Source organism: Mesorhizobium sp. M1328 (assembly GCF_040318075.1).
Lineage (GTDB): Bacteria > Pseudomonadota > Alphaproteobacteria > Rhizobiales > Rhizobiaceae > Mesorhizobium.
Window position 1 is genome coordinate 171,076 of record NZ_JAMYLO010000004.1, and the last position, 17,252, is coordinate 188,327.

General features: G+C 64.2%; 17 protein-coding genes and 1 pseudogene. 7 read left to right on the top strand and 11 right to left on the bottom strand.

From position 1 onward, the window contains the following. Window positions 1-19 precede the first annotated feature (19 nt). Window positions 20-328 (top strand): HigA family addiction module antitoxin, encoded by a 309-nt coding sequence (locus NKH23_RS12165; RefSeq protein WP_352455430.1) that lies wholly within the window; start codon window positions 20-22, stop codon window positions 326-328. Between the two features lie 41 nt (window positions 329-369). Here the strand turns inward: NKH23_RS12165 and NKH23_RS12170 are convergent, their stop codons facing one another. The 6 genes from NKH23_RS12170 to NKH23_RS12195 all read right to left on the bottom strand — a co-directional run bounded on the left by NKH23_RS12170 (window position 370) and on the right by NKH23_RS12195 (window position 5,826). Beyond that, a complete protein-coding gene (locus NKH23_RS12170; RefSeq protein ID WP_352977334.1) occupies window positions 370-657 on the bottom strand; it encodes a DUF982 domain-containing protein in 288 nt (95 codons plus the stop codon). Window positions 658-746: 89 nt separating this feature from the next. Beyond that, window positions 747-1,553: an ABC transporter permease gene (locus NKH23_RS12175; protein WP_352977335.1), complete on the bottom strand. Its 807-nt coding sequence runs from the start codon at window positions 1,551-1,553 to the stop codon at window positions 747-749. Window positions 1,554-1,557: 4 nt separating this feature from the next. Continuing rightward, complete coding sequence (locus tag NKH23_RS12180; RefSeq protein WP_352977336.1) at window positions 1,558-2,391, bottom strand: ABC transporter permease; 834 nt, start codon at window positions 2,389-2,391, stop codon at window positions 1,558-1,560. 17 nt (window positions 2,392-2,408) lie between these two features. Beyond that, window positions 2,409-3,524: an ABC transporter substrate-binding protein gene (locus NKH23_RS12185; RefSeq protein WP_352913934.1), complete on the bottom strand. Its 1,116-nt coding sequence runs from the start codon at window positions 3,522-3,524 to the stop codon at window positions 2,409-2,411. A gap of 67 nt (window positions 3,525-3,591) precedes the next feature. Further along, window positions 3,592-4,686 (bottom strand): ABC transporter ATP-binding protein, encoded by a 1,095-nt coding sequence (locus NKH23_RS12190; RefSeq protein WP_353034696.1) that lies wholly within the window; start codon window positions 4,684-4,686, stop codon window positions 3,592-3,594. Between the two features lie 252 nt (window positions 4,687-4,938). Continuing rightward, on the bottom strand, window positions 4,939-5,826 hold the full coding sequence (locus tag NKH23_RS12195; RefSeq protein ID WP_254819437.1) for a LysR substrate-binding domain-containing protein: 888 nt from the start codon (window positions 5,824-5,826) through the stop codon (window positions 4,939-4,941). 75 nt (window positions 5,827-5,901) lie between these two features. On the opposite strand from NKH23_RS12195, the gene NKH23_RS12200 reads away from it, so the two are divergent. Together NKH23_RS12200 and NKH23_RS12205 are read left to right on the top strand one after the other, a co-directional pair. Then, entirely contained in the window at window positions 5,902-7,494 is a 1,593-nt protein-coding gene (locus NKH23_RS12200) for a zinc-binding metallopeptidase family protein (RefSeq protein WP_352977365.1), read from the top strand. Window positions 7,495-7,528: 34 nt separating this feature from the next. Continuing rightward, a complete protein-coding gene (locus NKH23_RS12205) occupies window positions 7,529-8,461 on the top strand; it encodes a dimethylarginine dimethylaminohydrolase family protein (RefSeq protein WP_292659762.1) in 933 nt (310 codons plus the stop codon). 79 nt (window positions 8,462-8,540) lie between these two features. Here the strand turns inward: NKH23_RS12205 and NKH23_RS12210 are convergent, their stop codons facing one another. Beyond that, window positions 8,541-9,548 carry an ornithine cyclodeaminase family protein gene (locus NKH23_RS12210; protein ID WP_352913940.1) on the bottom strand — a complete coding sequence of 336 codons (1,008 nt, stop codon included), beginning with the start codon at window positions 9,546-9,548 and terminating at the stop codon, window positions 8,541-8,543. Window positions 9,549-9,707: 159 nt separating this feature from the next. Between NKH23_RS12210 and NKH23_RS12220 the strand changes: the two are divergent. Then, window positions 9,708-10,170 (top strand): annotated as a pseudogene (locus NKH23_RS12220) (Lrp/AsnC family transcriptional regulator). A 106-nt stretch (window positions 10,171-10,276) separates the two neighbouring features. Here NKH23_RS12220 and NKH23_RS12225 read toward each other — a convergent pair. Beyond that, window positions 10,277-10,660: a YybH family protein gene (locus tag NKH23_RS12225; RefSeq protein WP_352636015.1), complete on the bottom strand. Its 384-nt coding sequence runs from the start codon at window positions 10,658-10,660 to the stop codon at window positions 10,277-10,279. 160 nt (window positions 10,661-10,820) lie between these two features. After that, entirely contained in the window at window positions 10,821-11,570 is a 750-nt protein-coding gene (locus NKH23_RS12230) for an SDR family NAD(P)-dependent oxidoreductase (RefSeq protein WP_352913943.1), read from the bottom strand. Window positions 11,571-11,666: 96 nt separating this feature from the next. Here NKH23_RS12230 and NKH23_RS12235 point away from each other — a divergent pair, with 96 nt between their 5' ends. Continuing rightward, complete coding sequence (locus tag NKH23_RS12235; protein WP_352913945.1) at window positions 11,667-12,560, top strand: LysR family transcriptional regulator; 894 nt, start codon at window positions 11,667-11,669, stop codon at window positions 12,558-12,560. Between the two features lie 73 nt (window positions 12,561-12,633). On the opposite strand, the gene NKH23_RS12240 is transcribed toward NKH23_RS12235, so the two are convergent. Next, window positions 12,634-13,056 carry a VOC family protein gene (locus tag NKH23_RS12240; RefSeq protein WP_352977338.1) on the bottom strand — a complete coding sequence of 141 codons (423 nt, stop codon included), beginning with the start codon at window positions 13,054-13,056 and terminating at the stop codon, window positions 12,634-12,636. 217 nt (window positions 13,057-13,273) lie between these two features. Here NKH23_RS12240 and NKH23_RS12245 point away from each other — a divergent pair, with 217 nt between their 5' ends. Then, window positions 13,274-14,476 (top strand): MFS transporter, encoded by a 1,203-nt coding sequence (locus NKH23_RS12245; RefSeq protein ID WP_353034701.1) that lies wholly within the window; start codon window positions 13,274-13,276, stop codon window positions 14,474-14,476. 121 nt (window positions 14,477-14,597) lie between these two features. Here NKH23_RS12245 and NKH23_RS12250 read toward each other — a convergent pair whose 3' ends face one another. Continuing rightward, entirely contained in the window at window positions 14,598-15,500 is a 903-nt protein-coding gene (locus NKH23_RS12250) for a sigma-70 family RNA polymerase sigma factor (protein ID WP_352913954.1), read from the bottom strand. 204 nt (window positions 15,501-15,704) lie between these two features. On the opposite strand from NKH23_RS12250, the gene NKH23_RS12255 reads away from it, so the two are divergent. Beyond that, the gene (locus NKH23_RS12255; protein ID WP_352718230.1) at window positions 15,705-17,111 is read left to right on the top strand and encodes an MFS transporter; all 1,407 of its coding nucleotides are present in this window, start codon (window positions 15,705-15,707) and stop codon (window positions 17,109-17,111) included. Window positions 17,112-17,252: the final 141 nt, after the last annotated feature.

Here is a 17,252-nt window from a genome sequence, read left to right on the forward strand (position 1 = left end):
TAGATTGGAGAAATCGATTATGAGCGTGTATGAGCCGATGCGTCCGATGGAGCGCTGCCCATCCCACCCTGGGGCGCTGCTCGACGACATTATCCCGGCAACCGGAAAGACCAAGGTGGAAATCGCCAATCTGCTCGGAATCTCGCGCCAGCAGCTCTACGATATTATCCGCGAAAAGAAGCCGGTGTCGCCGGCCGTCGCGGCGCGTCTTGGAAAGATGTTCGGCGACGGCGCCGCGATCTGGCTCAGGATGCAGGCCGCTTACGATGCGTGGCACGCGGAGCGCGAGGTCGACGTCAGCGCCATTCCAAGGCTCCATGCTGCCTGAGATGCAATAAAATCCGCCAAACACCGAGGCTCACAAATCGATCACGGTCCCGCCTGCCTGGACCGGTCCTGCGGTTCAACGGCTCGCTCGACCAGGACATGCGCCTCCCGCGCGGCCTCGACGAACGCATCCCTAGCGGCTTCGGTCCAGCGGTCGTCGCTCATGGCGCGGCGGCATGTGCGCAGTGCCAAGCCGTGTTTGGCGCTGCCGGCGTCACGCCAGTGGGCTTCCAGCAATTCGACAGCCTGCCGTGCGTTGGAAATGTTGCGGATATCTCCCACGATGCCGACCGCAACCGCAACCGGCTTGGAAAACCATCCTTGGTTCATGGCGAAGCCTTCGACGTGTTGAACTACCTATAACGAAAATCGTAGCGCAAGGTTTCATTCGCGCCAGTCACCACGGCGTGAGGCGGCCCTCACTGCGCTGCGCGCAGCCTGACCACGAGGCTGCGCGCCACAAGCACCAGCACGGTGATGACGATCAGGATCACCGAAAGTGCGGCGATCGCCGGGTCGATGTTGTCGCGCAGGCCCATCCACATCAAGCGCGGCAGCGTGATGGCGTTAACCGAGGTGATGAACAGGGTGACGCCGATCTCTTCCCAGGACAGCACGAAAGAGAGCAGTGCCGCGGTGACGATGCCGAACTTGATGTTGGGCATGATGATGCGGGTGGCGCGTTCCCACACGGTGGCGCCGAGGCCGCGGGCGGCAAGATCGATGCGGCGGTCGAGCTGGCTGAGCGACACCAGGATCAGCACCGTGGCGAAGGGCACCGTCATCACCGCATGTGCCATGGCGACACCGAGCCAGGTGTCATAGCCGAAGAACGACGAGAAGCCCGAGATCGAGGTCAGCAGGAAGTAGAGCGTGATTGCCGAGACCACCGGCGGCACCACCATCGGCAGCAGCACGAAGCCGACGAGAGCGGCGGTGAAGCGCGGCTGGAACATCCAGACGCCGAGGCTGAAGCACAGCGCCAGCACCGTGGAAAAGGCGCTGCTGACGACGCCGATCCTGATCGAGAGCAGGATCGAATTGATCCAGCGCGGATCCTCGATCAGCGCCCGGTAATGGCGCAGCGACAATTCGCCGGACGGCATCGCCAGCATGCGGCTCGGCGTCAGCGACACCGGAATAACGGCGAGCAGCGGCAGCAGCAGGAACAGCGCGACCAGGGCGGCGAGGACCAGTGAGACGGGACCGGGGCGATAGGTCGGCATCGCGCTACACCAATTGCTTTGGTCTGACATAGCGGAACAGCAGCGCCATCAGCGCGCCGACGAACAGCACCAGCACCACGCTGATCGCAGCGCCCAGGCCCCAGTCCGGGCTCTGGAAGATGCGGAGATAGATCAGCTCGGCGATCATCACGCTACGGCCGCCGCCGAGGATCGCCGGCGTGACGAAGAAGCCGAGCGAAAAGACGAAAACGATCAGCGCCGAGCCGATGATGCCGGAGCGGGTCATCGGCACGAACACCGACCAGAAGGTGCGCATGCGGCTGGAGCCGAGGCCGCGCGCCGCCAGCAGCACACGGTCATCGAGGCTGCGCATCGAAGAGGCCAGCGGAAACACGGCGAAGGGGATGAGGAAATGCGTCATGCCGACGATAACGCCGAACTCGTTGCGCACCAGCGCCAGCGGCTCCGAGATGAAGCCGACCGCCTGCAGCCAGGTGTTGATCAGGCCGCGATTGGACAAAAGCGCCACCCAGCCGAAGGCGCGGGTCAGCACCGAGATCCAGAACGGCACCAGGATGCAGAACTCGGCCACGACGTGCTGCACCGGCGTGCCGCGCACCCAGACAACGGTGATGGCGTAGGCGGCGGCAACCGAAACGATCGTCACGATCGCGGCGATACGCAGCGTGCGGATGAAGACCGACTGCACCAACTGATCCGTGAGCAGCGCATTGTACTGCCCCAGCCCCGGCGTGGGCAGCGTAAAACTCCATTTGACCACGCCGAGGAATGGCCAGGCGTAAGCCAGCACAAGAAAGAGGAGCAGCGGCGTCATCAACAGCGCCGCGCCCATCCTGTCGGAGAGGTATGCTCTCATCCGGTTATCCCGGCTTGTCAGGCGGAGATGATCTTCGTGTATTCGTCGAGTGCCGCCCCGTAGTTCTTGGCGTACCAATCCATGTCGAGCGGTATCTGCTTCTTCATGTTCTCGGGATCGACGGGGTTGATGCGCTTCTTGTCGGCGGGGATCAGCGCGTCGGCGGCCGGATTGGCCGGACCCTGGCCGAGCTTTTCGAACATGATGAGTTCCTTCTCCGGGTCCTGCGTGCTGGCGATGAACTTCATCGCCGCGTCCTTGCCGCCGGGATTGCCCTTGAGCACGGCGAGCGCGCCGGGCGAGATCAGGCCCTGGTCCCAGATGAACTTGATCTTGCCGCCGGAATCCTGCTCGATGAGCGAAGCCCGGGTCGACCAGACGATGGCCATCGAGGCCTCGCCATTGAGCAGCACACTCTGGCTTTCGGCGCCGCCACCCCAATAGGCGACGACGTTCTCCTTGAAGGCGGCGATCTTGTCATGCGCGCGCTTGAGGTCGAGCGGGTAGAGCGAGGCCGGCGCGATGCCGTCGGCAAGCAGTGCCGCTTCCCAACTCGACACGCCCCATTTGTAGAGCGAGCGCTTGCCGGGGAATTTTGCCACGTCGAAGAAGTCGGCCATGCCGGTCGGTGCCTGGCTGCCGTATTTCTCGGCATCGTAGGCGATGACATAGGAGAAGAAATAGGTCGAGGCGGCGTATTCCCAGCCGAAGCCCTCGCGCATCTTCTTCTTGTCGACGATCGCATAGTCGATCGGCTCGAGCATGCCTTGGGCGCCGAGCGTGATCGCTGAGAACGGGTCGACGTCGACCAGGTCCCAGGTCGGGGCGCCGCTCTTGAACTGCGCCGCGATCGCGCCTTCGGTCGGGCCGGAGCCATCCATCTTGACGACAATGCCGGTCTCTTTGGTGAAGGCCTGACCGTAAGCGGCATCATAGGCGGTGATGGCGTCGCCGCCCCAGTTGACCAGCACCAGTTCCTTCGCCGCGGCAAAGGCGCCGGTCGAGCGCAGCAGCATCGGCGTGCCGGCCAGCACCAGCCCTGCCAGCTGCGTGAACTGCCGGCGCGAGATCTCGCCGCGCACTGCCCTGGCGGATAGCGCCTCGATGGAATTTTTCTTGGTTTGGTTTGTCATGTCAGTTCCCCTTTTTTGTCGTTGATATTTCCCGAAAGTCAGCGTGGCGAATTCGCCACGCTGATCGTCATTGTCCTCCGTCCGGAAGGAGGAAACCCTTTTCCGCCGGCCATGTCAGCCAGACGGAATTGCCCTTGCTGAGTGCGGAGGCGGCGACCTCGTTCGGCACCGACACCGTCACCTTGGCGCCCTGGCGCGTCGTCAGATCAAGCCGCGTCGCAGCGCCAAGATAGGTCGAGGCGACGGCAGTTGCGGCAATGCCGTTCTCGCCCGCTGCCGCTTCCGGCGCGATCGACATGTATTCGGGCCGGATCGCCAGGATGGCGTCGCCACGGACCTTCTCGGCCTTGCAGCGCATGCTGATGGCGCGGTCTTCGCAGACGCCCGTCGAGCCATTGTCGGCCGGGCGCACGCCCTTCAGCGGCAGCATGTTGATCTCGCCGAGGAACTCGGCGACGAAGCGGTTGTCCGGCCGGTCGTAGACCTCGTCCGGTGCGCCGACCTGCAGCAATTTGCCATGGTTGAAGATCGCGACGCGCGACGACAACGCCAGCGCCTCGCTCTGGTCATGGGTGACGAAGACGAAGGTGGTGCCGGTCTCCTGGTGCAGCCGCTTCATCTCGGCCTGCATCTGCCCGCGCAGGCCCTTGTCGAGCGCCGAAAACGGCTCGTCGAGCAAAAGCACACCAGGCTCGAACACCAGCGCCCGCGCCAGCGCGACCCGCTGCTGCTGGCCACCGGACAATTGCGACGGCAGTTTCTTCTCGTGGCCCTTGAGCCCGACGCGCTCGATCATTTCGCCGACGCGGCGCTTGATCTCGGCCGCCGATTTCTTGCGCACCTTGAGTGGGAAGGCAATGTTGGCCTCGACGCTCATATGCGGGAACAGCGCGTAGCCCTGGAACACCGTGCCGGCGGCGCGCTGCTCGGCCGGCCGCTCTGTGATATCGACGCCGTCGCTGTAAAGGCGACCGTCGGTCGGCTGAATGAAGCCGGCAAGGATCATCAGGAAGGTGGTCTTGCCGGAACCGGAGGGGCCGAGCAGGGTGAGGAACTCGCCACGGCCGATATCGAGCGTCAGATCGTCCAGCGCACGGAACGAGCCGAAGCTCTTGCCGATCCCGATTGCCTTGATCTCTGCGGCCCGGCCGGGTTGCTGCATCCTGCCCTTTCCTTAGCGTAGGCGAAATCGTAGGCAGGGCGGCGGCTCACCGCAACCGAATAGTTTTCGCCTGATCGGCAAATTTGATTCATCTATGCGCCAATCTCCCCCCTCAAGGGGGAGATGTCGCCGAAGGCGACAGAGGGGGTCGCTTCGCTTGAAGTGCCAACCTCCTCTGCAGCAGCAGGCCGAGCCCAGTTAGACCCACCCCCTCTGGCCGCTTCGCGGCCATCTCCCCCCTGAGGGGGGAGATTAACGCTGGTTCTCGGACAGCTTCGACCTCAGCCATCTCCCAAACGCCTCCAGCACCGGATGCGCCGCCTTGGCGTGCTCGGAAACCAGAAAATACGAGCGCGGGGAGTTGATCGCTATGTCGAAGGGGCGGACCAGCCGGCCTTCGCTCAGTGCCCGGCCGCTGGTCAGCTCGTCGCCCATGGCGATGCCCTGGCCGGCGATCGCCGCCGAAAAGACCAGGTTCATATCGGAAAAGAAGATGCCGCCTTCCGGGTCGGGGTTCTCGACCTTGGACAGCGCCAGCCAGCGCGCCCAGTCCTCGGTGTCACCGAGATGCAGGAGATTTGCGCGCAACACGTCTGCCGGCTTGGAGAAGCCGCCGATCTTGTTGAGCAGGGTGGGGCTGCACAGCGGCGTGAACGAGATTTCGCACAACAGCTCGACCGCGCGGTTCGGCCAGTTGCCGACGCCAAAGGCGATGAAAGCGTCGGCCTCGGCATTGCTGACGTCATCGAGGCGGCGCGGCGTCAGGATGCGCAGCGCGACGTCGGGATACATCTGCCGGAATTCGCCTATGTGAGTGCACAGGAAAAGCGAGGCGAAGCCAGGGGTGCAACTGACACTGAACGAGCCGCCGACGCCGGTGCCGGCATGGCGCGTCACCGCGTCACCCAACACCGTCAGCGCCTTGCGCACATCGCTGGCATAGCGCTGGCCGCGCGGGGTGAGCGCTACGCCCTTGCCGATGCGCTCGAGCAGGTCGAAGCCGAGATCGCGTTCGAGCAGGCGAAGCTGATGGCTGACTGCGCTGCGGGTCAGATGCAGTTCGTCGGCGGCGCGCCAGACGCTGCCATGGCGGGCAAAACTGTCGAGGGCGCGCAGCGCTTGAGTGGAGGGAATTCGCAAGAGGTGAACCGAATTTGCATGAGCCGGGAAAACATATCACTTTTTGGCGGGGCGCTTCACTGCTTTCTTTCCGCCATGGAGAAACCGGTGACCTCGGCGCAAGCGACCGCGCTTGCCTGTCTGGACGACATCCAGCCGTCGCTGTCGGCGTGGACGCGGACCATCTTCGACTTCGGCGAGACCGCCTGGCGCGAATACCAGTCGGCGGCCTGGTATGTGGAGCAGTTGAAGCACGAAGGCTTTTCGGTCGAGGAAGGCTCGGGCGGCATGCCGACCGCCTTCTGCGCCCACTGGACCAATGGGACCGGCCCGACGATCGGCATGTATGCCGAGTACGACGCGGTGCCAGGCAATTGCCAGGATGCGGCGACGGTGAAGCGACCGCGTCCGGGCCTCGGCGAACAGGCCGGCGGCCACACCGATCCGCATTCCGGCCTCGGCATTGCCAGCCTCGGCGGGCTGCTGGCGACCAAGGCGGCAATGCAGCGCCACGGCATATCAGGCACGCTGCGCTTCACCGGCGAGCCGGCGGAGAAGGTGAGGGGATCGAAGCCGATCCATGCCGCGAAGGGCTATTACGATGGGCAGGCGGGCATGATCTCCTTCCATCCCTTCTACATGCTGCCGCTGTGCAACACGGCGCGCTGGGACACGCATTGCGGGGCGGCCTATGCGATGATCTACCGCTTCATCTGCGACGAGCCGGAACACTGGGCGAGGGCGGCAGGCAACGCAGCGCCCATCCCGCAGGCGCATTCGGCGGTCAGGGCGCCCGGCGCCAATGACGCGCTCATGATGATGTACATGGCGTCCAAGGCGCTGCGCGATTCCATGCTGCCGCATCAGGGCGGCTGGTCGATCAGCGAGGCGATCCTGACCGCCGGGCAGGCGACCGCCGACAATCTGCCGGCCGGGCTGGCCGAGATCCAGTATATGATCCGCGTGCCGACGGTTGCGATGGCCGAGCAGGTGACCGCCATGCTCGACCGCAATGCGGAGGCCGCCGCCAGGATGAGCGGCTGCCGCCATGAGCGGCACTGGGTGTCGAAGTCGCGGCCGGGGCTGGCCAATCATGTCATGGCCGGCATTGCCTTCGACGCGCTGGCGGCTGTCGGGCCGCCGCGCTGGGACGAGACGGCCAAGGCGATCGCCCGAGAAATCCAGGTCAATGCCGGCGGCGAGGCAACCGTCGAGCCGTTCATCGCCGAGCTGGAGCAGCTGATTGCGCCGCAGGCGGCCGAGGCGCTGCTTCGCCTCGATCTGCCGCCATCGCAGCTCAATTCGACTTCAGACGACTACACCGACATGTCGTGGCATACGCCGACGGCAAGGGTCTATGTCGCCCGCCCGGCACTGCGCTCGGAGAATGGTCACGCCTATCCGGCCTGGGCGATGAATGCGCTGGGCGGCATTTCTGCGACCATCGACCCGATGGTCATCTGCGCCGCAAAGACCATCGCGCTCGCGGCACTTCGCCTGTTGGAAGACGAGGCCGCGCGCGACGCGGCGATGGACGAATTCGTCGCCCGCACCGGCGGTGGTATCGGCGGCTCGAACTGGATCGCGCCGCTCTGCGACTACGAGCCGCCGATCGGCTTTCGCTGGCCGGAATATGTCACCACCCCGCGCGGACGGGATTGGTGGATACCAGGCAACCAAGCCGCATGATTAACCAAGCCGCCCCCTTCACGAGGAGAACCCCATGACCGTCCATGACCGCATCGTCGCCGAGCCGTTTTCGCTGCAGCGCCGCAACCCGGCCGGCGGCACCAAGCCGCTGACCGCCTGGGGCTTCGCCAACGAGACCGATGTGCTGACCGACGTGCTGCTCGGCTCGCCGAATTTCCTGCGCCATCTCTCGACCAGCTCGCTGTCGCGAAAACATCTGCGCGAGGCGCCTTGCAACGTCCAGATCGCGCAGGCGCAGCACAAGGACCTGGCCGCCGCCTATGAGCATTTCGGCGTCAACATCCACTGGCACGAGCCGACGCCGGAGCTGCCGATGCAGGTCTATTCGCGCGATTCCAGCGTCATGACGCCCTACGGCGCCATCATCACCGCCATGGCCCAGTGGTGGCGGCGCGGCGAGAACTACGCGGCGATCCGCACCTATGAGAAGCTCGGCATTCCGATCTACGACATGGTCACCGCCGGCACCTTCGAAGGCGGCGACTTCAATGTCATCGAGGATGGCGTGGTGCTGATCGGCTGCGGCGGCGCCCGCACGCAGGAGGAGGGCGCGCGCCAGGTGCAGGCCTGGTTCGACAAGGAGGGCTGGGAGACCCGCATCGCCTTCATCGACGAATATTACGTCCATATCGACCTGATGGTGGTGCCGATTGCGGAAAAGTTGACCGCCGTCTGCCTTGCTTGTACGGAGCCGGGCATCGTCGACTGGCTGAAGGGCAAGGGCCACGAGATCATCGACGTGCCGTTCCAGGACACGATGGCGCTCGGCTGCAACTTCATGTCGCTCGGCAAGGACAGGGTGATCGCGCCAACCTCGAGCCAGACGCTGATCGGCCAGCTCAAGGCGCGCGGCTTCGAGGTCGCGGCCATCGACATGAGCGAGATCTCGAAGACCGGCGGCGGCATCCACTGCATGGCGCAGGCATTGAAACGCGAGCCGGCCTGAGAGGCCGCCTTTAGCCCGGCCGCTTCCGCGAAGGGGCCATTGTCAGGAAGGTCGATCCCGCCTGGCTCGCGGCACGCGCCTACAGCACGATGAGCTTTCCCTTGCGCAGGCGCTTGGCGCAACGATAGGCGAGATCGGCGGCGACCATATCTTCCATCGCAATGCCCATCGCCTTGTAGGTGGTGATTTGTTGATTGGAAACGCGACCCGGCGCGCGGTCGAGCAGCATGGCGCCAAGCTCGGTGCCGAAATCCGGGTCGAAGCCGGCAAGCTCGCAAGAACCGACCGGGGTCGGTTTGAACGCATCCTTGGTTTCGACAAAAAGACTGGATTTGCCGATGAGCTCGATCGGCATTTCTCCGCCGGGCGGCGCCACCCCGACCGACGAGACATGCGTGCCCGGCTGGACCCAGCCTGCGTCGATCACCGGCTGGTAGGAGTGGGTCGCCAGGCACACCACGTCGGAACTGCGCACCGCCGCCTCGAGGTCGGCGACCGCCACCACCGACGGATGCAGCCGGGCAAGTGCTGCCGCATCGTCGAAGCTCTTCGAAGCGACCCGGATTTCGGCAAAGTCGCGCACCAGCGGCAACAGATGCAGGTGTTGGTTGGCCTGCACGCCGGCGCCGATCACTGTCGCTATCCTGGCATCCCGGCGGGCAAGCGCGCGCACCGACAGCACGGCGGAGCCGGAGGTTCGCACCGCGGTTATGAAGGTGCCATCCATGATGCAGACCGGCAGGCCGGACAGCGGATCGAACAGGCTGATGGTGGCGAGATGGCTGGGCAGGTTCTTGGCCAGGTTGGCTTCGAAGACATTGACGATCTTGACGGTCAGGTTCATGCCCTCCATCCAGGCCGGCATGGTGAGACTGTAGCCGGCTCCGGGGATGTCGAGCTGTGGTCGGGGTGGATTGACGACCTTGCCTTGTGACAGCGCCTTGAAGCCGTCTTCCAGGACATCGAGAAGCTGGCTGAGGTCGATGCACGCCATCACGTCGGCTTCGCTCAGCACCAGGATTTCGGTCGCTCCCTTGCTGATTTCCGCCGCACTCTTGCCGGCTGGGTTGAACGCTTCCTTGGTCATCCTGCACTCCTGTGTTCGTCGAAATCGGCTCACCACATCTGCTTTGAGTGGGTGCCGGAAACGCAGGCTATTGCGAGGTTTTATATGATGAAATACGTTGATTTTGGCATCTCTGCGTGAAATCAGCACATAAATCCCTGAGATAGAGTGGATTGTGAAATGGACGACCTCGACCAGATAGGACCGCAGCCTGCTCCGGCTGCTGCAGGAGGATGGGCGCCGGACGACGCTTGATCTTGCCGGGCGTGTCGGGCTGTCGCCGACCGGAACCAGCCAGCGGGTGAAGCGCCTGTTCCGCGACGGGTTCATCACAGCGGTCAGGGCTATGCTCGATCCGCGCAAGGTCGGCAGGGGAACGCTGGTGTTCATCGAGGTCCGGCTTGACCACACGGCGCCGCATGTCTTTGACCGCTTCGCCGAAGCCGTGGCGAAAGCCCCGGAGGTTCTGGAGTGCCATATGGTGGTTGGCGGTTTCGATTATCTGGTCAAGGCGCGGATCGCTGAAATGGCGGTGTTCCAGGATTTCCTGCAGCGGGTTATTCTGCCTCTGCCCGGCGTGCGCGAAACACACACTTTCGCCTCCATCGCCGATGTCAAACCGAATGCCCTCTTGCCGGTGTGATCAGATGGAGGAGGAGAATGCTGTTCAGGGCGACCTTGAACGCATCTTCGCCACCTTATCGCTCCCCCTGGCGCGCCTTCCGGTGCAGAGATGCCGGAGACCGGCTCTAGCCTTGCGCGGTCAGCAAGTTTGCGTCGCGCGCGAGCCGCCACGCACCATCGGCCTCCTTGCGCAGGAGCGTCAGCGCATATCCCGATCGATGGACCGGCTCCCCATTCGGCGGGGTCGCGGTCATGTCGATGCGGCTGCGGATGAAAGCCCAATTGCCGAGAAGCTGTAGTTCCACGATATCGCTCGTGCCGTCGATATGAACGCCGGCCGTCTCCTGCGCGGCCGCCGCGAAGATCTCCTTGTCGAAGGGTTCCCTGCCGGGAACCATGAAGATCGCGTCGTCCGTCATTAAACTGAGGACGGTCGCGATGTCTCCACGCTTGCTTGCATCCATCCACGTCCCGACCAGCTTTCGGATTGCTTTTTCGTCGTCCGTCATCCGTTACCTCCCTGGCATTGCGCCATCATCGATGGCGCACGGCGCTCCTCCCTCGCCGAAACATAGGGCTTAGATCGCTGTCGTCATCGATTGCGGTGTTCCTCGACGTCGCGCGGCGTGGGGCATGGTCCGTGAAACAGCAGGTCCGCGGCCTCCATGCCTATCGCCAGCCGCCCGAGGCGGTGATGCGCTCGCCGGTCAGCCATGACGCCTCGTCGGAAGCGAGGAACACCGCGACGCGGGCGACGTCGTCGGGCAGGCCGAAGCGGCCGAGCGGGGTCATGGCGACGATCTGTTTTTCGAATTCGCTGCCGACAATGCCGATGCGTGCGAGGCCTTCGGTATCGACGCCGCCGGGCGCGATGGCGTTGACGCGGATATTGCGGGCGCCGAGCTCCCGCGACATCGACAGCGTGATCGTGTCCACCGCACCCTTGGTGGCGGCGTAGACGAGCGAATTCGGCTGCGGATTGCGGCTGGCGACCGAGCTTATGTTGATGATGCTGCCGCCGCCCGGGCCAAAATGCTTCACTGCTTCTTGCGTGGTCAGAATGATGCCCAACACATTGGTGTCGAACTCACGGTGAAACTCGGCCTCGGTCACCGCTTCCAGCGGCTCGAATGCGAAGACGCCGGCATTGTTGACCAGTATATCGAGCCCGCCAAACTCCGATTTTGCCACTTCGAAAAGACGACACACGTCGGCCGCTTGCGACACGTCGCCTCGGACGGCGAGGGCGCGGCCGCCACGGTCCTCGATCTCGGCGACGATCCGCTCGGCGCCTTCTCGCGACGAGGCGTAGTTGACGATCACTGCGGCGCCGGCCGTGGCAAATCTCTTGGCAATGGCGGCGCCGATACCCTTGGATGCGCCGGTGACGATGGCGACCTTGCCGTTCAGCTTGCTCATCAATCTCTCCTTTGTCGACGATGAGCGGTATCTAATGGTGATCAAAAAGCGTATTAGGATGCCTACGCTCCGTTCTTTCGTGCCTGGAATTCCGGAATGACCACCATCCTCGAAAAGACCGCCGGTCTCGTCGCCTTCGTCCGAACCGTCGATGCCGGCTCGTTCCATGCCGCCAGCCAGCTGGTCGGCTCCAGCCCGTCGGCGGTGTCGAAAAGCGTGGCGCGGCTCGAGCGCCGGCTCGGCGTCAGGCTGATCCAGCGCTCGACGCGTCGGCTCGGGCTGACCAGCGAAGGCCTCGCCTATTACGAGCGGGTGGCGCCGCTGCTCAGGGCACTGGATGATGCCGAGGACATTGTCCAGATGGCCGATACGGCGCGCGGCCTGCTGCGCGTAACAGCGCCGGTCGAACTTGGGCGCGGCCTGATCGCCGCATGGGCGCAGGCGTTCCTTGCGCAGCATGGCGAAGTAAAACTCGAGCTCAGCGTCACCGACCGCCACGCCGACCTGATCCGCGAAGGCTATGACGTTGCTGTGCGCATGGGGCCGCTCTCAGACACCGGGCTCGTCGCGCGCAAGATCGCCAATCTGCCGATCGTGCTGGTGGCCTCGCCGGCCTATGTCGAGCGGCGCGGCCGTCCGGCATCGGTCGAGGATCTGGCGAACCATGACTTCATCCGTTACCAGATGGCTGGCCGGCCCTATCCCATCGCCTTTGCCGACGGTACGGTGATCGTGCCGGTTGGGCGGTTAGATACCGACGACGGCGGTGCCATCCGCAATGCGGCACTTGCCGGCGCCGGCATCGCGCATCTGATGCGGTTTGCGGTGCAGGACGATCTCGACGGGGGCCGCCTGGTCCGCATCCTGCCCGAGGTGGCGATGCCGACCATGCCGGTGCACATCGTCCATGCCTACGGGCGGCAGTTGCCGGTCCGGGCGCGGCTGTTCGTCGACTTCCTGGCGGGCCAAATGGCGGCACTGACGCGATAGGGCGGGGCGGAATGACCTCCGCACCCGATCCGACGCCGTCGCAAGCAAGATTCTTGCCCCCATCACCCGATCATCAGAACGTGATCTTCACTGACTCGGCGCTGCGGTTGGCCGGGCCGTGATGGACGGCCTCGATGTTGTTGCCGTCGGGGTCGAGCAGGAAGGCGGCATAGTAACCAGGGTGATAGTGCTGCCGCTCGCCCGGCGCACCATTGTCGGTGCCGCCGGCCTCAAGCCCGGCCTTGTAGAAGGCATCGACCATCGCACGGTCCTTTGCCTGGAAGGCAAGGTGATGGCGGCCGGTCAGCTTTCCCTGGGCTGCCGGGCTGTCGGGGCTGGAGATGAACAGCTCGTCGGCCCAGAAATAATAATTGCCGGCGCCACCGATCGGTACGCCGAGCACGTTGAGAACCGCCTCGTAAAAGCGCCGGCTGGCCGAAAGATCCCTGACCACCAACTGGATGTGGTCGATGAGACGGCCGCGATGAAGTTCCATGCCCGATAGCTCCTGATCGCCAGGCTGGAAATCTAGCTCAGGACGATGCACGGTCAATGGAATGGAACAATTGAGCGGCGCAATTTCCTGACTGGATAAAAAATGCAACCAGATTGTCGGATTCAAAAGTTGTCCAACGTCCTTCGGACGCAAGCGGCTCGGCGAAGCTCGAAAAGGTCGTGCCGTATCAACGCTTCCGGCATGGGAGAAAATTGAAATGAGCCTTCCCTATCGTTGGGTTATCGTCGCGGCTGGCGCGCTGATGACCTGTGTCGCCCTCGGGGCGATGTTCTCGCTGGCGATCTTCCTCGAACCGATGGCGCTCGACACACAATGGTCGCGCGCCGGCATATCGAGCGCGATGACGCTGAACTTCCTGGTGATGGGCCTCGGCGGCTTCGCCTGGGGCGCCATTTACGACCGCTTCGGCGCCCGCATCGTCGTCCTGACCGGCGCCGTGCTGCTCGGCCTGGCGCTGGTCCTGGCCAGCCGCACCGGTTCGCTGCTCGTTTTCCAGTTGGCCTACGGCGTGCTCGTCGGCCTCGCGGCAAGCGCCTTCTTCGCGCCGATGATCGCGCTGACCTCCGCCTGGTTCGACACGAACCGCAGCCTTGCGGTCTCGCTGGTCTCGGCCGGCATGGGCGTGGCGCCAATGACCATCTCGCCCTTCGCCCGCTGGCTGATTTCGGCCTACGACTGGCGCACCGCAATGTTCGACATCGGCATCACGGCGTGGGTGCTGCTACTGCCGGCCGCGCTTCTGGTGCGCCAGCCGCCCAAGCCCGCTGCCGACGGCGCTGCCCCAAGCGTTGCCGCCGGGGGTGCCAGCATGACGGTTCCGCAGGCGCTGCGCTCGCCGCAATTCATCGTGTTGGGACTGACCTTCTTTGCCTGCTGCGCAGCGCATTCCGGGCCGATCTTCCACATGGTGAGCTATGCAATGCTGTGCGGCATAGCGCCGATGGCGGCGGTCAGCATCTACAGCATCGAGGGCCTGGCAGGGCTGGGTGGCCGGCTGCTTTACGGCGTGCTTGCCGATCGGCTGGGCGTCAAGCCGGTGCTGATCACCGGGCTGGCCATACAGGCCGTGGTCATCGCCGCCTATCTGGCGGTTAGTGAGCTTGGTCAATTCTACACACTCGCCGTCATCTTCGGCGCCACCTATGGCGGTGTCATGCCGCTCTATGCGGTGCTGGCGCGCGAATATTTCGGCCAGCGCATCCTCGGCACGGTGTTCGGTGCCGTAACCATGCTGTCCAGCCTCGGCATGGCTTTCGGCCCGCTCGCCGGCGGCATGGTGTTCGATGCCTATGCCAGCTATTCCTGGCTGTTCATCGGCTCGGCTCTTGTCGGGCTTGGCGCGATGGCGATTGCGATCGCCTTCCCGCCGCTGCCGCGCAGGGAGTTGCAACCGGCTTAAAGCTGGATCGGCGGAAAAGGGCGGCCGCTTGGATGACAAGCGGCCGCGATCCAAAATAGCTGGTGCGTTTCCAAGGAAGCGGGCTGGCCCGTGCTCGGTTCGATATTCTGAAAGAGAATTGCTATGCTTGCAGGGCCACCACCTCGGCGCCATCAAGCGTGTAGCGCGCATAGCGGAAATCGCGAATTCTCGCCAATCTGTCGCCCGCCCATTCCAGCAGGATAAAGTATTTTGGCCCTCCGGCCGAGTCGTCCGGGTCGATCACCAGAATGGCTGGGCGCCGATCGACCACGCCTGGAAGCAGCCGCCAATCGTGGATACCCGCGTAATTGTGGAAGTACCGGCCCACTTTCGTGCGGCCGCTCGCCCGGAGCCGGTTGACGAGGTCAAGCCGCACGTCCTCGGCCAGCATGTCGCGGATCGCATCGAAGTCGCGGGCGTTGAACCGCTCTACATAGGCTGCCAGACGCGCCCGCTCGGGCTCGGCCAACAACGGCACTGGCCTATCGTCAGGCTCGCCGGCGACCTCGCGCAGGCGCAGACGGCCGCGATGCAGTGCGGCTTTCACCGCCGGAACGCTGCTGTCGATAATGTTGCCGATTTCTTCGATCGTATAGCCGAGCACATCCATGAGGATGACGCTGCTACGCTGCGCCGCGGGCAGGCGCATGAAGGTCTGCAGGCTTGCGGCTGCAGTGTGTCGACCCTCGGCCGACATGCCGGGGTCAGGTATCATGTTGATATCCTCGATGGCATGCGCGGCATCCACCCTGGCGCGACGGCGTAGGTGGTCGAGCGCTGCATTGTGCGCGATGCGGAACAGCCAGCCCTCGACATTGGCTATCGGCCCGGTCCCGGGGAACGCCTCGAGCGCCTTGACCGTAGCTTCTTGGACGACATCCTCGGCATCGATCACCGAACCGGTCATGCGGGCGCAATAACGGTGCAGTTTCGGCCGCAATTCGCCGAGCAGCCGGTCAAATGGCTCCCGTCCTTCTGGCGTGCCGGGTGCGGATCCGGTCATCGCACAAGGGTCGATTTCATGCATATCTCCCAGGCAGAGGCGCCCGCCATCGGGCGCAGCGTCCTATAGACGCTCGACGATGGCAAAAGGATTCGGTCGAAAAAACTTTCTTTGGCTGGAATCCTTTGGTGATGCCTCCGCGTCTCTGCAGCGTGGGCCCGCGAACCTGGCGGGCTCTCTGTTCGAGCCGGAGGCGCCATAATCATGAGCAAGCAAAGTGCGGCATCAACGAAGGTCTGGGTTCTCGCCCTCACGTCGATAGGCTCCTTGATGGTCGTTCTCGACGCGATGGTCGTCGCGACCGCATTGAGTACGATGCGGGTCGAACTCGATGCCTCGCTGGAGACGCTGCAATGGACGATGAACGCCTATAATTTGAGCTTTGCCGTCCTGCTCATGACCGGGGCGGCGCTCGGTGACAGGTTTGGCCGACGCCGCATCTTCATCGCCGGATTGGCGCTGTTCGTCGCAGCGTCCGTTGCCTGCGCGCTCGCTGGAAATGCCGGATTGCTGATCGCCGCCCGCGCGGTTCAGGGCGCGGGTGCCGCAATGGTCATGCCGTTGGCAATGGCGCTTCTGAGCGTCGCCTTTCCTCCGGAGGAACGAGGCAAGGCGCTGGGGATATTCAGCAGCATCACCGGCCTGGCCCTGATCATCGGTCCGATGGCGGGCGGTGCGATCTCCGAAGGCCTCTCCTGGCACTGGATCTTCTGGCTCAATGTTCCGGTCGGCATCGTTCTCATCCCGCTGGTGATGCGTCGGATTCCGGAGAGCCACGGGCCGGGCACGGCAATCGATGTCCTCGGCGTCGTGCTGGTAACTGCGGCGGCATTTGGAGTGGTCTGGGGTCTGATGCGCGGCAACATCGTGGGCTGGAGCAGCTCTGAAGTGCTGACGGCGCTGGCGGCCGGGCTGCTTCTCGCCATCGCATTCGTCCTTTGGCAGTTGCGTACCCGTGAGCCCATGCTGCCTTTGCGGTTCTTTCGGGCGCGCGCATTCTCCTCGGGCGTAGGTGCGAACTTCCTGCTCTGCGCCGCCATGTACGGCCTCGTATTCCTGTTGCCGCAGTTTCTGCAGTTTTCCCAGAGCCGTGGGCCGCTCGGCGCCGGCATGGGATTGCTGCCCTGGACCGCCACGCTTTTTGTAGTTGCACCGATCGCCGGCAGCCTGATCAATCGCGTCGGCGAGCGCTGGCTTGTCGTGGCCGGATTGATCCTGCAGGCAGCCGGAATGGCTTGGCTGGCGCAGATCGCAGCACCTGATCTGCCCTATATCCAGCTAGTCGCCCCGCTGATCATTACCGGTGCCGGCGTATCGATGGCCATGCCTGCCGCGCAGAATGCGGTTCTCAATGCGGTCGCGCGGCCGGAAGTCGGTAAGGCTGCCGGCACATTCAACACATTCCGCTTTCTGGGCGGTGTGTCGGGGATCGCGATCGCCGGTGCGGTGTTCGCCGGGACCGGAAGCTTCGCGTCTACACATGCCTTCAGCGATGGTTTCACCTCGGCAATCGACGTCTCCGCCCTGTTCTCGCTCGCCGGTGCACTCGTCGGAATGGGGCTCCCGGAGCGTCGCACAGTGGGGCTCGCGAATGCCAGCAAGGAGGCGTAGCTCAGAGGCGGGAAGCTTGCGTGTGAGTGGGTGCCGCGAAGCGGGTCCACGCCTTCTACTGCCCGGCGGACGCGAGGGGGCGCCGCTCGCCATGAGGCTCCACAGCTGGTCGGCGCTAAGGTGCCTGGCGGATCCGTCATA

Coding starts and splice junctions, on each gene's coding strand:
- NKH23_RS12165 (WP_352455430.1), top strand. CDS start 20: ATGAGCGTGTATGAGCCGATGCGTCCGATGGAGCGCTGCCCATCCCAC.
- NKH23_RS12170 (WP_352977334.1), bottom strand. CDS start 657: ATGAACCAAGGATGGTTTTCCAAGCCGGTTGCGGTTGCGGTCGGCATC.
- NKH23_RS12175 (WP_352977335.1), bottom strand. CDS start 1,553: ATGCCGACCTATCGCCCCGGTCCCGTCTCACTGGTCCTCGCCGCCCTG.
- NKH23_RS12180 (WP_352977336.1), bottom strand. CDS start 2,391: ATGAGAGCATACCTCTCCGACAGGATGGGCGCGGCGCTGTTGATGACG.
- NKH23_RS12185 (WP_352913934.1), bottom strand. CDS start 3,524: ATGACAAACCAAACCAAGAAAAATTCCATCGAGGCGCTATCCGCCAGG.
- NKH23_RS12190 (WP_353034696.1), bottom strand. CDS start 4,686: ATGCAGCAACCCGGCCGGGCCGCAGAGATCAAGGCAATCGGGATCGGC.
- NKH23_RS12200 (WP_352977365.1), top strand. CDS start 5,902: ATGGAGAAACCGGTGACCTCGGCGCAAGCGACCGCGCTTGCCTGTCTG.
- NKH23_RS12205 (WP_292659762.1), top strand. CDS start 7,529: ATGACCGTCCATGACCGCATCGTCGCCGAGCCGTTTTCGCTGCAGCGC.
- NKH23_RS12210 (WP_352913940.1), bottom strand. CDS start 9,548: ATGACCAAGGAAGCGTTCAACCCAGCCGGCAAGAGTGCGGCGGAAATC.
- NKH23_RS12225 (WP_352636015.1), bottom strand. CDS start 10,660: ATGACGGACGACGAAAAAGCAATCCGAAAGCTGGTCGGGACGTGGATG.
- NKH23_RS12230 (WP_352913943.1), bottom strand. CDS start 11,570: ATGAGCAAGCTGAACGGCAAGGTCGCCATCGTCACCGGCGCATCCAAG.
- NKH23_RS12235 (WP_352913945.1), top strand. CDS start 11,667: ATGACCACCATCCTCGAAAAGACCGCCGGTCTCGTCGCCTTCGTCCGA.
- NKH23_RS12240 (WP_352977338.1), bottom strand. CDS start 13,056: ATGGAACTTCATCGCGGCCGTCTCATCGACCACATCCAGTTGGTGGTC.
- NKH23_RS12245 (WP_353034701.1), top strand. CDS start 13,274: ATGAGCCTTCCCTATCGTTGGGTTATCGTCGCGGCTGGCGCGCTGATG.
- NKH23_RS12250 (WP_352913954.1), bottom strand. CDS start 15,500: ATGACCGGATCCGCACCCGGCACGCCAGAAGGACGGGAGCCATTTGAC.
- NKH23_RS12255 (WP_352718230.1), top strand. CDS start 15,705: ATGAGCAAGCAAAGTGCGGCATCAACGAAGGTCTGGGTTCTCGCCCTC.